We start from the raw sequence: 12,723 nt of genomic DNA on the forward strand, positions 1-12,723 counted from the left end.
TTCATTGTAAACTCTAGAAACAGGAGCAAACAATGACAAAAAGTAAAGCAGAAAAAACAGTAAGAGACATCCGTCGTCGTACCCGCAAACATTATTCAGCAGAAGACAAAATCCGCATTGTGATCGAAGGCTTGCGTGGCGAGACAAGCGTTGCGGCCTTGTGCCGCCGTGAAGGCATCAATTCCAACTTTTATTACCGTTGGTCCAAAGACTTCCTTGAAGCAGGCAAGAAGCGCTTGGCTGGTGACACGGTGCGTGAAGCCAACACCGGGGAAGTCAAAGCCCTTCGCTGTGAGGCCCAATCATTGAAAGAAGCCCTGGCTGAAAGTGTGCTGGAAAATCGCCTGCTTAAAAAAAGCTTGATTGGCGATTGTGGAGACGATACGTGAGATACTCAGCGTCTGAGAAGTATGAGTTGATCCAATTGGTCCAGGATTCTGATCTTTCTGTTCGCCAAACATTGAAGCGACTGTCCATCAATCGGTCCACGTTCTATGGCTGGCTTGAGCGTTATGAGAAAGATGGTTTAGCGGGCTTGTCTGACAAGCCCGCTAAACCGGGCCATGTATGGAACAAAATCAGCGAGGAACACCAACAAGCCATGGTCCAGATGGCCCTGGATGAAACCGACCTTTCTCCCAGAGAACTGGCGGTCAAGTACACCGAAACCATGAGCTATTATGTATCAGAATCAAGCATGTACAGGCTTTTGAAGTCTTACGACCTGATCACATCCCCTGCTTACATCCTGATGCAGGCAGGTGACAAATTTGACCAACCCAGTGCCCGGGTTAATGAACTGTGGCAGACTGACTTTACGTACTTCAAAATCATTGGCTGGGGCTGGTATTACCTGTCTACCATTCTGGATGATTACTCCAGGTTCATCGTTGCCTGGCGATTGTGTACCACCATGGCTGCATCTGATGTGACCGATACACTGGACGATGCTTTGGCCTTCACAGGCTAGATCAAGTTCATGTGGACCACAAGCCTCGATTGCTCAGCGACAATGGTCCATGTTACATATCTGGACAACTGGCTGATTACCTCAAAGACCAAGGCATGAGCCACACCCGTGGCAGACCCTATCACCCACAAACCCAGGGTAAAATCGAACGCTGGCACCGATCTATGAAAACCAGATACTGCTTGATCATTATTATTTGCCCAGCGAACTGAAAAACCAAATGCAGCGATTTGTGCAGTATTACAACCATGAACGGTATCATGAATCCCTGGATAATTTAACACCGGCTGATGTCTATTACGGCAGAGGTCAGGAGGTATTGAAACAAAGAAAACTGATCAAACAAAACACCATCGCCTTGAGGCGACAATTACACCATGATAACTTAAACAAAGTGAACCAATCTGTCTCTTAAATTAACTGACTACTGGTCCAAAATGATTTGACGACGTACAATCTCTGTAGAAATGGCAGCTAGTCCAAAATAACTTTAGAATTGACACTGATGACCGCTGAACAGCTCAAACTAACCTACTTTTCAGGCGATGAACGGATTTGGCGGGTTGAATGGACTTACATCATCGGTTACAACACCACCGTTCCTTCTTAATCCCTATTTGGGTCAGTATTGCACCATTCAGTCAAGAAATTCAGCAAGAAAACGAGTCTGGCATATTTGAAAAAAATCGACATTTTTATGGCTTAAACGAGGTTGAAAAAAATAGGCTATTAGAAATTGAGACTGGTGTCGGCCAAAGCCGTTTAATTGACATTGGTTCGCTTTGGCAAAATTAAAAATTAATTAACTTAATAACGATGACTGAATTTATGAAGAAAATATTGCCCCAAATCCTAATTATTTCATTTGTTGGGTGTGCGAAACATGACAATATTGACACTTACCTGAACGCACTTCACCACCATGGAGAAATCAACGGAAATGTATTGGTAATTAAAGACGGAAAAATAATTTATGAAAATTCCTTCGGTTATGTAGACGGCTCTAAAAGCACAATGCTGACTAAAAATCATCGATTCAATATCGGTTCAATTTATAAAGAATTTCCAGCGGTTTTAATCATGCAGCTCTTTGAAAAAGGGCACCTAAAATTAGAGGATAATATCTCAAAGTATATTACTGATTTACCAGATTGGTCAGAAAAAATAACCATTGATAATCTTCTGAAATACTCCAGCGGTTTACCAACGTTTGACTGGGATTCATACTTCAGCAGGGGTATAACCATGAATGACAACGATGTTATTGAGGAAATTAAAGCTGTTAAAAACCTCGAGTTTGAGCCAGGTTCGGATTACCTATATTCAAATATGAATCCTGTTTTACTGATCAAAATTGTTGAAAACATAACTAAGACTGATTTCAGAGAGTATCTACAAGCCAATATTTTTCGGCCTCATAGAATGCACAACACCCTGTTAAAAAAACAAATTCCATACGAAGATAAACTATTGATGGCAATACCTTTCGATGGCGATTTTAAAGAAGATGACAACAGTATATCAGTAGATACTTTCTTAATGAGTTCCACAACAAATGATTTGGCGAAATGGTTTGAGGAACTGGGCGACTTTAAAGTCATCAATAAACAGTCCCTCAAAACACTCTCAGAAACAGCCATGAGAAGGGCAAACATTCAATCAGCACTTGGTTATACCGAATGGGAAAACGACAAGTTAATTGAACATTCACACCATGGCTCAATGTCAAATTATGAATCTCTGGTTCGAAGATTTAAACAAGACCGCATCACCATTGTCATTACAACAAACCAAAAACGCCAAAACTTATATGAAATAACGAATGAAATATTAGGCATTCTAAATAGAATGAAATGAAATAACCAACATTCATTTTGGTTAAATATCACCAATATCTCTTTGCCTGTGTATATCAGCGAAACGTCACCACGTAGCAATACTCTGGGACATATATGAACGCCCCATTTGATTCAAGGTAATTTGTGCGTTTTTTTTGTGTTTGGTTAATTCATGTTAGTTCCATCAACCAATTGAGTCATTGGGCAGATCAACACTGGTTTCGGACATATATCCGGCCTGTTGGTGAGGGCTTTGATGCCTCCGGCCTCGATGAGATCCGAACCTGACTTTCTTATCAGGCACTCGGCCTTGATGGCTTTGCCCCAGAACAGTTTAAAGTCAGGTCGGGTTACCTGTTGTTCATCATGCGCATCTAACTTGGTCGGTTGGTTTGATGGGTGGTTTATTTCATGGTTTGAGTTGTGGTTGTACTAGGCTTGTCACCTTGGTCGATTTCAAGTCGATCAACCCAGCTTCTCAAGGTCTCTGGTATACAGCCGATTTTGGCTGCGATTGATTTGATGGTGGCCCATCTGGAATGATGCTCATGTTCGGTTTGTAAAACCAACCGAACAGCTTGTTCTTAATAACGTAAAATATTTTTCGCACATTTGAGAAGCGGTGGTTCTCAGGTTGTAAGATTGATTTTGAAGAATTAATCAAAAACCTATAGGAGAACCACACGATGAAAGATGATACCAAAAAACTGAACAATGTGGTTAGCATTGATGAAACTCGGATCCAAGATCACCTGGGTGAGCTGGTTCGAGGTACGGTGGAAGAAACCCTCAATTCAATGCTGGATGCCGAGGCTGATCAGCTGTGTGGCGCCGGGCGCTATGAAAGGAGCGCCAGGCGCACAGACACCCGAGCAGGCCACTATGAACGCAAGCTTCACACCCGCGCGGGTGCAGTGAACATCAAGATGCCTAAACTGCGCAAACAAACTTTTGAGACGGCCATCATAGAGCGCTATCGTCGCCGGGAGAGTTCGATAGAAGAATCGTTGATTGAGATGTATTTGGCTGGTGTATCAGTGAGGCGTGTTGAGGACATCACTGAGGCCCTGTGGGGAACGCGTGTTTCATCTGGCACAGTCAGTAACCTGAACAAAAAGATTTATAAGAAGCTTGAACGATGGCGCAACCAACCAATAGAAGGTGATTTTCCGTATGTTTACCTAGATGGCATCGTTCTTAAGCGGTCATGGGCTGGGGAAATCAAAAATGTATCGGTGTTGGTGGCCATTGGTGTGCATGAATCAGGTTTCCGCCAAATCCTGGGCGTTAGTGAAGGCCACAAAGAGGATAAAAGTGGTTGGGGTGGTTTCCTATCTCATTTGAAGCAGCGTGGCCTGAAGGGCGTTAAACTGATCATATCTGATGCCTGTTTGGGCTTGTATGAATCAGCGGCAGAATACTATCCTGAAGCCGCCTGGCAGCGTTGTATGGTCCATTTCCATCGCAATGTGGCCAGTAAAGTACCATCCTCCAAGGTGAAGCAAGTGGCCAGGATGCTCAAAGCTATATATGCATCAGAATCTGCTGAAGCTGCCTGGCAAAAAGCGATCAGTGTGATCGAAGATTTAAGGACTATGAAGCTGACAACTGCTGCTGATCTACTTGAACAAAAGATTGATGAGACATTGACCTATTACCAGTTTCCACCGAGTCATTGGATCAGAATCAGGACCAACAACCCGTTGGAGAGAATCATGAAGGAAATCAGACGACGTACGCGCGTGGTGGGCGCGTTCCCTGATGGTCACTCAGCATTGATGCTCACAGCAGCCAGGCTCAGGCACATTGCAGGGACTAAGTGGGGCACCAGAAAATACTTGTGTATGGAGAAATTACAACAACTGAAAATTGACAATCAACTCACTGCTTGAGACCACCGTGAGAAAAATGTGCGAAAGATTTTTGACACTACCGACCATTGATTCACCTCAAATGATTAAGTTACTATTTTTACCATAAAAAAGTGTCTACAATTCTCAGGCCTTACCAAACATTAGAACTAACAGCATGATGTGTAACTTCGTTAATTCAGATGGCAAATTGGCATACCATTTAACGATCACTGGTTATCAGCTGATCCGATCTCTCTCAATGTCGCAATCAAGAATAGTTTTTTCAAGATGTTTTGTCCGCATCTTGATGATACTCGCCAACTTCACGAGAATCATTACAGAATTAAGCAATATTAATTTGCTTCAAACCTATTCATTAACAGTCGATTCACCCAAGTTGACCTCACTTCTTCGATTAATGCGTCATCACCATCATTGGTCAAAACAGAAATTCCAGAACCTGTATTGGGTTCATACCCAACAAATGCACGAAATGAACCATTAGAACCTGATTGCCAACTGATTAATATTTGATGCCATTCATTTGTTGTCAGAATTTTGGCCCTGCCTCCATATGCATAAAGGTTTGAACCTTGCTCAATTGTTTCCGAGTTAAATAAAACATGGGGATAGTTCTTGACTATGAACTGACTGAACCGTAATAAATCTCTAGATGAAGATATGACGCCTCCAGCGCAAGTCACGAAGTCTGGGATAGGCCTGGTAGAACCCATCGGGGAAATATAATTTTGATGGTCAACCAGACCTGAAAAAACTGTAGTCTCTTTCAGTTTTGCTGGCTTGAACAATGTATTCTCGAGGATGCTCGTAATATTATCCTTAAATTGATGCTCTAAGATCGCTTGTACCAATACCCAATTGGTTAAGTTGTAATCAAAACGAGTGCCTGGAGCAAATAATAGATCTTCATTCAGAAATCTCCCAGCCGCTTCACTCGAGCTCAGTGACATGTTTTGAAGCTCTGCGTTCTTTTTACTTTGAATAACCAATTCATCGCTGAGTCCGGAGGTATTTTGCAAGACATGCTTTAGCTTCACCACATCAAAAGCTGGAGTGACAATGTGAGGGAGCAGTTGAGACAAACTTGATTCCAATGTGATACTCTCTTCTCTTTCAAACAATTCGAAAATAGCCACAGTACACATTAATTTCGCAATTGATCCGACTTGAAATTGACTGTCTGACCTGACACCATTGGAATACTCAGCCTTTTCAATTTCATCTTTTTCCATCCATGTTATGGAAAACTCTGCGCTCACCTCTGCCTGACAACACTCCGTGTTAATCATTGAAACCAAAATCAAAAAAATCAATCTCTTCTTCATTTTTGACACCTTCTGTTACTGATTTCCGCAGACAGTTCTATCGCTGTCGGATTCACGCTGTTTTGTTTATACCAAATGACAAGAAAATCGTTAGCCAACTCATCCAGAAGACATGACTTTTGCTGAGTCAGTAACCAGATTATGGGAAGGTCGACAGTGGTATGATCGAAGGCTAAAAAAAACATCAGCAACTCTTTTTCTGATACACCTTGTTTTAAACTATCACCCATTCGTTGTTGCCTAATGTATTCATTCACTCTGACTTCTGTTTTGAAGCGCTCAACTTCTACACCTTTGATCAGGCTGTTAACAATGAATGGCCCCAGTTGTCTTCTGAATAGATTTCCAGAACCAGATATTGAGGCATCTGATAATGCTTGAGAATTTGAAGCGATGGCAATGCTCAACCCCTCCTCTGGCACCCTAACCAACAATGCTGATTCTGCCAGTCCAAATCCATATTGCCAGTACACATCAAGATCTGAAATGTGATCTACAAACTGACCCAACCCATATGGTGATGAATGACCATCATTCAACACCACCGACTCATGTAGGCGCTGACATTGCTCCTGGTCCAGGCCAGTACAGGTATTCATGTGCTGACCTAAATGTGCCAATTGCATCATCGAAATCATGACATTGGTTGCCGGATATGCTTGTTTCCATAAAGCATCTGGTTGTTCCTTGTTTCGACCGATTCCTTTATCCCATGTATAGGGGGTCACTCGCTTATCTTCTGGAACATCTTTCAATCTTGTGTAAGCTTCCACCCCTAATGCAGCAAACAGCTTTGACTGCAAAGCATCTCCAAATGGCTCAACACCACCCCAAACCGAGACTAACTCGTTGAACCGATTGCCATAGTGAAAATATTGGCCTGGCCGCTCTCCTTCTGAAGTTTGTGTCAAAAGGTGATATAGGGTAATGTCGTCGCGAAAGCCCTTTGGTAATTGATGAACAAATGAAGAAAGCAACTTGTGTAAATCAACTTGTGAAAGCAGCATCATATAAGCCGTCATTGGTTTGGTCACTGAGGCGACCCAAAACACATGATCACTGGTCATCAGCTCTTTGCGTTCTAAGTTGGCATAACCATGAGAAACATCACACCACAAAAGATTATTTTTCAGAACCACAACACTGATTCCAGGTAAATTCAATGACTGATAGGTATCGAATATCTGTTGTTCAAATTCAACAGGACAGGATTTGCTATATTCACTGAACAAGCTGATGATCAAGAACTTAATAATTAATTTCATGGTTCACACCGATTAAATTGGACACCACTGACTCTGAAGTCACCCACAGTTAACTGCTCAGAAGGCTGATCAGTGCTCCAGTCAAATTCAAACATTCCATAACCCACCCAAACAATGGAGCGACTGTTCCAATTGATCCTTGAATCTTTTGGAGATGGATAAATTTCTGTGGGTAGCCCCTTGTCATGGCGATAGAAAATTCGACCATCTTGTTGTGATATTTCTATCCAGCTTTCAAGCTCTTTACTGCAATAACGCCCAATTAAATGGTTCAAGTCCTCACTGCTTTGTGGCAGCGAATCATCATATTGATACGCCGTGTATGATTCATTATCTGCTTTGAAATTGAATTCATAGCGACCATTGACTTTGCTTATTGTGATGATTTGATCTCCTGGTGAAGCCAACCATTTATGATGATTCACCTTGATGAGATCAGCCATAAATTGATCAGAACCGTCATGTAATGCCAATTGACCGTTTTCTCGTTTACGTAAGTATTGCCTGTTGTTTTTTTCTCTTAAGAAGTAAGCACCCTGAATGCCGGGATAATCATCAGCCTGGACATAAGTGAAGTTCAGTTCATTTTCATCTTTAGGGAGTTCTTCTGTGACCTCAACGGGCGTTGTCTGTGTAAACAATGGTATGACTTGTCTGATAAAGTGCCAACCTTGAAAAGCTTTGTCATCATTCCTGTTGGCAAATACCACCACAGATATGTCGAGGTCAGGAACCCTAAAGAAGTCTGATACATAACCACCCATTCCTCCGCCATGCCACTGAACCAACTGCTTATTGATTGTGGTGTATTGAATGGCGCCCGCATAATTGACCTCTGTTCCATCAATCAAGCTTCCCTTTTGATACATTTGGTTTTTCCATTGCTCACCAAAATGCTGAGGGTCTCTCAATTCAGCATCCCATTTGGCCATATCACTGATGGTGGTAAACACACCTCCGTCACCAACCACATCAAAATGTTTTAACCACCTCCTCCAAGAAGAGGATGACTCACCGCCAGGTTGATATGAAATCACCCTGTTCTCAATCACATCACCATGATCATCATCGACGTGTGACTCTTCCATTCTCAGTGGGCCAAAAATCCGTTTTTCAACAACGGATCTGAATGATTGGTTTTCTATGGTTTCTATCATCCTGGCCAATAACACATAGCCTGAACTTGAATATCGAAATTGACTGCCTGGTTCGAAATCCAAGGTATTTTGCTGACTGATTAATTGCAGGGCATGTTGGCCACTCATTCTGTTTTGCAGTCTGGAGTCATCGCCCCTGAACAACATCAATGAAGTGTATTCTCTGACACCTGATGTATGATAAAGCAACTGGCTGATTGTGATGGACTCATAGGCTTGAGGTAGATTTGGCACATATTTTGTGATCCTGTCACTGAGTTGAACGCGACCCTCATTAACCAATTGAAAAACAATACCTGCTGTAAATTGTTTAGAAATTGATGCAATGTAAAAAAGGTCATCAGGTTTAAACTCACTTTGTTCCTCAAGATTCTTGTACCCATATGAAGCTTTGAACAGGATACGGCCTTGATGAAAGACTCCGATTGCAAATCCTGGTCCATCATCTACTAACGGCATAAAAAGCTCATCTGCAATTTGAGAAAGTTGGGTAGATAATTTATTATGTTCAGCCCCTCTCACTTCGAGGGTTAATATGAGAGCGATCAACAGAAAGCACAAGGCAATGCTGCGAAATGGGTTAATTTGCATATCTCTTAAACTCAATTGATAAAGAACTGGCATTGTTGATGATCAACACTGATTCAGGCCAGTGAAGAATCAAGAAGAAGTAAGAAGATTGAGAACGCGACGGTCAAATAAATGAAGTACAACATCAAAGACATAGAAATTGACACCACATTAAAAGTGGTTAAACACAAGCACCTGGATACAGAGCTGAAAGGATTAAACCTGAAATTTTTTCTGACCCTGGTCAAACATTACCCGAAAGCTGTTCGTGCTGACACACTGGAAAACGAAGTTTGGAAAGGCAAAGTGGTCAGCTCCGAAACAATCAATAAACGATATTCTCTACTCAGCAAAGCTTTGATTGAAGAAATGGGGCAAGCTGAATTGATAAAATCTCTTGGTGACAGAGAATACCAATTACTGGCACAACCCATAGAGATAAAAGCAGTTAATGAATTTCCACCTTTGTCGATCTTCAAAAATCGAAAAATTTTATTGTTTACTCTTGTATTAACCGCTCTATTGATTGGAGCCTACTTAATGTTTCAGCAAAAAGATGAACGTCCTGTTTTGATTGATCCGATTTCCGGTAAAAAACTCATCGCTCCGGAAGATTAAACATCCAATAGGGTGAATAAGTGTTTAAGTAGCGTGTCTTGTTTTGCGGTACAAACCGATGTCTTGATTTTTCATGAGCATGGTCTTAATGAATATATTTCTCTCTAACCATATGACTTCCAAATCATAAACGCAGAAAGAATACCGGTTAGGATCCGTTGCCCATTCGCCCTTTTCCTGAACATGCACTTGTGTGAACAGTTCATTATCATTGCCCCACCTACAGAAAATTAAATATAGATATGTAGCTCCTTCATGGAAAATGGCAAAAGAAGCTGTTGTACTCCAATCTATAGGTGTCTTTGAAATAATTCGGTTTAATTGATTTGAAAAAAGATCTTTTCGAACTTCACTCTCTGTTGCTGAAATCGTGTAAATTTTTACAACTGAATTATTAAGCCATTCTTCTTTTGATTTGATATGCCGTTGTTCAAACATAGCTCACTCATATAAATGAAAACGGATACGATAAAAAGTGAACTGAATATTTGGCCAGTGAAGAATATGGAAATTCATAGAAATTACTCATTCAATAGAGCTGTCATTTCCAATAATTTTTTCTTCAATTCATATAGGTAATGCCTGAAAATAGTAGATATTACATTCCGTACAATCTATCTCTATAAAAATAGCTGCCAGTCCAAAATAGCTTTAGAATTGACATGTGAGCTGAAACCCATCGGTCCACCGGACTGACCCATTTCCCAAAGTGTTACCTGAATATGCATGGCCAGGGCCTGTTAACACCATCTGAAAGGCGACTGCTGGATCATATTTTTCAGCCATCAAGGCATCAGTCGTGAGGTGTGGTCACACCACGTGAACGAGTGAATAACGCTGAGGGGTGGAAAATAAGACCCAGCCCTTTGGGTTCAGCCTGCAAAGACCACACCCTGCGTTGCTCAACGCTCGACTGGAATAACCAAACCACGCGATTCGCGCCTTGATTGTGACCTTTGTAGCCTGCACAGTGGTGTTTCAGATGGTGTTAACAGGCACCAGTCATGTGACGGGCGGTGTTGGTGTGGCTGAACCAGGCCCCTTCCCCCGAAGTTGGCCTTGGTATCAGCCGATGAAAAAAGCACAACAGCCCGGTCAAAATCAGACCAGGCCATTGCTCAGACCCATCAATGCTCAGGCATCGCCAGGCCAAGTGGCGGCGGCCGCCAGGACATTGGCGCGTTTTTGCGAGTCAGGAACGGTGAATTGATCGCCGTCTGGTTCGATGGTTACGGTGAAACCACTGCCGCTGGCTGCTTGCTCCACTTTGGCTTTGTAGTAGCTTTGTGAACCCTTGGCAATCGTGAACAGACCGAATAATTTTACCGACCAACTGGACTGTTGTTTGAAAATGCTTTCATAGACACTCGAATCACCACCTTGGTAGGTGATTTTGATGGTGGGTTGATCAGAAATCACAATGGTGTTCAAGTAACCAAAGTTACCATCAGCGCTCAAATCCATGGCTCCAGGTAAAGCCGGCGAAAACACATAACCCGATTGCGGTGGGGGCAATTGGTTGCCATTGGCCCTGGCTTGGGTCAGGACCGTTTGATCCATCCAGCCTTCAGCACCAGAACCGGCCAACTGCGCTGGCATCGGTTTGACCGTCACGGTGGAGACCCCGGGATAGGAGATTTCGACGGTGGCAGAAGCTTCACTGGAATTGGCGGTGTAGACGTTGTAAGACGCCGAACCACCGACCCCAAATGTCAACCAATCCAGACCAAACTCGGCACCGGCCGAACCATTGATGCTCAGTTTGGTGGTGGTGCTGTTGGATTCGCTGGCCGCAATTGACAAGGTGACTTTCTTGTTCTTGTTTTGCAATGAATTCAACAGGGCATTGGAGTTTTCGTTCACCGTCCATCTGGGTTTAACCACGGGAGTGGCTGATGGGTTGGTTGGATCCAGGGTGCTGATGCCAGTGGCCTTGTTGGGAGATTTCACCGCGCTTTTCAGGTAATTGATGTACGCATTACCAAATGACACGGCGTTTTGTAATGACAAGGTGCTGGAAGCCGCATTCAGCCATTTGGTCAATGCCGGCAGCACGGCAGAACCGCCAGCCGGCATGTTGGGCAGCTCGTTACTCAAATCAAAACTGTTCTTCAAATCTTCGAGTGTTAACTGCTCCCCTTTTTTACCCCAAGTCAGAATCTGACCGGTGACGTAATTCAGGTTACTGGTTTCGGTGGCTGGGATGGGACCGACATTTTGCGTGTATTGGGCCACCAAATTGTTCCCTTCTGCGACCGTGGCTGTTTGGGTGTTGGTCAATTTTTGGTTGTCTGACGCATTCAACGCATAGGACAGCTTGGGATATACCACCGTGGCCAACTGACCAACCATGGTGTTTGACGTGTTGGCATAGGCATCGTGGTTTTCAAGGTATTTCACCACTTGGTCGATCCAGTTATAGGTCAAGTCATTGAAACTGTTTTGCGGGCCCGTGGTGAGCCAATACGGAAAATCACCTTGCCCATCCTGGTTATAGCTTTTCAGCGAGGTGACCCCAGCCAATTTTGAATAAACTTGCTTCACTTGAGAGTTGATCGAATCATTCAACTCTGAAATCAATTGATCGTAATTTGCAGACATAAGATTTGCTCCTAATAGAGTATGAAAAATATGCGGGTAAAAAGAATTGAGCACATCAATGCTTTCCAACCCCTGACATCATCCAACAAGCAAACCGAAATCAGTCACCACCCTCAAAGGATGATGCCGGCCTCAGCGGATTTCACAACCCTGGCCTCGGATGACATGTACCCAGCATATTTTTTTCAATCCATGGATACCTTACAGAAAAATCATGTTTTCTGACCGAAACCTGACGAGGCCAAAATCACATTTAATTTCATATGCTTATGAACTCCAAAGAAAAACAAATAATGAACTACAGATCATGCCCGATGGGCCGATCAGACCAAGCACTTGCCTGGTCTGATCTTTGAATTTAAACTGAAATTTTGGCCAATTCCTTTGCTGTTAGCTGTCCCTGGTAATTCTTGCAGTCTGATTTCCTGCCCGCGGCTTGCCAGACCCAACGGATCACCCTGTCATGTCCAAACACCCATGAGCTTTTACCCAATCAAGGTTTGAA

8 protein-coding genes and 2 pseudogenes are annotated in these 12,723 nt (G+C 42.9%); 4 read left to right on the plus strand and 6 right to left on the minus strand.

All coding sequences use genetic code 11. The annotated features are described in order from the left end of the window. Window positions 1-32: 32 nt before the first annotated feature. Together K7G70_RS03255 and K7G70_RS03260 are read left to right on the plus strand one after the other, a co-directional pair. Window positions 33-1,385, plus strand: a pseudogene (locus K7G70_RS03255) (IS3 family transposase). A 413-nt stretch (window positions 1,386-1,798) separates the two neighbouring features. Continuing rightward, window positions 1,799-2,827, plus strand: a complete 1,029-nt coding sequence (locus K7G70_RS03260) for a serine hydrolase domain-containing protein (protein ID WP_223787169.1) — start codon at window positions 1,799-1,801, stop codon at window positions 2,825-2,827. A gap of 397 nt (window positions 2,828-3,224) precedes the next feature. On the opposite strand, the pseudogene K7G70_RS18090 reads toward K7G70_RS03260, so the two are convergent. Further along, window positions 3,225-3,377, minus strand: a pseudogene (locus tag K7G70_RS18090) (IS3 family transposase); the annotation flags it as partial. 117 nt (window positions 3,378-3,494) lie between these two features. Between K7G70_RS18090 and K7G70_RS03265 the strand changes: the two are divergent. Further along, entirely contained in the window at window positions 3,495-4,700 is a 1,206-nt protein-coding gene (locus K7G70_RS03265) for an IS256 family transposase (protein ID WP_223787170.1), read from the plus strand. Window positions 4,701-5,014: 314 nt separating this feature from the next. On the opposite strand, the gene K7G70_RS03270 is transcribed toward K7G70_RS03265, so the two are convergent. The 3 genes from K7G70_RS03270 to K7G70_RS03280 are packed head-to-tail and all read right to left on the minus strand — an operon-like array spanning window position 5,015 to window position 9,020. After that, window positions 5,015-6,007 carry a serine hydrolase domain-containing protein gene (locus tag K7G70_RS03270; RefSeq protein ID WP_223787171.1) on the minus strand — a complete coding sequence of 331 codons (993 nt, stop codon included), beginning with the start codon at window positions 6,005-6,007 and terminating at the stop codon, window positions 5,015-5,017. Then, window positions 6,004-7,272, minus strand: coding sequence for a serine hydrolase domain-containing protein (locus K7G70_RS03275; protein WP_223787172.1), 1,269 nt, complete (start codon window positions 7,270-7,272; stop codon window positions 6,004-6,006). Before K7G70_RS03275 ends, K7G70_RS03270 begins: the two co-directional genes overlap by 4 nt. Continuing rightward, window positions 7,269-9,020 carry a serine hydrolase domain-containing protein gene (locus K7G70_RS03280; RefSeq protein WP_223787173.1) on the minus strand — a complete coding sequence of 584 codons (1,752 nt, stop codon included), beginning with the start codon at window positions 9,018-9,020 and terminating at the stop codon, window positions 7,269-7,271. Before K7G70_RS03280 ends, K7G70_RS03275 begins: the two co-directional genes overlap by 4 nt. A gap of 111 nt (window positions 9,021-9,131) precedes the next feature. Here K7G70_RS03280 and K7G70_RS03285 point away from each other — a divergent pair, with 111 nt between their 5' ends. Beyond that, window positions 9,132-9,617, plus strand: coding sequence for a winged helix-turn-helix domain-containing protein (locus tag K7G70_RS03285; RefSeq protein WP_223787174.1), 486 nt, complete (start codon window positions 9,132-9,134; stop codon window positions 9,615-9,617). Between the two features lie 24 nt (window positions 9,618-9,641). Here K7G70_RS03285 and K7G70_RS03290 read toward each other — a convergent pair whose 3' ends face one another. Further along, on the minus strand, window positions 9,642-10,055 hold the full coding sequence (locus K7G70_RS03290; protein WP_223787175.1) for a hypothetical protein: 414 nt from the start codon (window positions 10,053-10,055) through the stop codon (window positions 9,642-9,644). Between the two features lie 696 nt (window positions 10,056-10,751). Then, the gene (locus K7G70_RS03295; protein ID WP_223787176.1) at window positions 10,752-12,218 is read right to left on the minus strand and encodes a hypothetical protein; all 1,467 of its coding nucleotides are present in this window, start codon (window positions 12,216-12,218) and stop codon (window positions 10,752-10,754) included. Between the last annotated feature and the right edge of the window lie 505 nt (window positions 12,219-12,723).

The sequence above is a fragment of the Marinicella meishanensis genome (assembly GCF_019931145.1).
Taxonomy (GTDB): domain Bacteria; phylum Pseudomonadota; class Gammaproteobacteria; order Xanthomonadales; family Marinicellaceae; genus Marinicella; species Marinicella meishanensis.